Here is a 551-nt window from a genome sequence, read left to right on the forward strand (position 1 = left end):
CTTGCAGATAATTTTGACCGTCTGATTGAAAACATCAACGCTTATTCCAATGACGCAATGGCGAATGTAAACGACTATCTGTCTAAAATCGGGTTTGACACCAGTTCTTCCATCAGCAATGTAGGTTTACTGATTACCAATGCGCTCAAATCTGGCACGGATGTATCAAATGCAACCTATACGACTGTGGATGAAATCAGGAATATCCTGGAGAAAATGCAACAGTATGTAGATTCTATTGCAAACGGAGGGAACGCCTCTTCCGGTGCAGACAGTACTGCCACTTCACAGCCCATTGCATCTGCGGAGGAACAGAAACGACAGGCATTAGCCGGGGATATGGCAGCACTGCAAAGCCAGTTGGAATCTTTATACAGGCAGAAAACAGATACCGAGGATCAATATAATAAGGATATCGAAAAAGCGAAAGCAAGTTCTTCAAAGTACAAAGACAAAGCAAAGGAAGAAAAGAACAGCAAGAAAAAGAAGGAATACGAAGCCAAAAAGAAAGAGTATGACGCACAGGCAAAATCTTTGGAAAAGGAAAAGAA

1 protein-coding gene is annotated in these 551 nt (G+C 41.9%); it reads left to right on the forward strand.

Annotated elements, in window-relative coordinates:
• Positions 1-551, forward strand: a 551-nt coding sequence (locus D7Y06_RS26390) for a hypothetical protein (protein WP_158591518.1), incomplete at both ends; no start/stop codon positions are given.

The sequence above is a fragment of the Roseburia sp. 1XD42-69 genome, from assembly GCF_003612565.1.
Taxonomy (GTDB): Bacteria; Bacillota; Clostridia; order Lachnospirales; family Lachnospiraceae; genus Roseburia_B.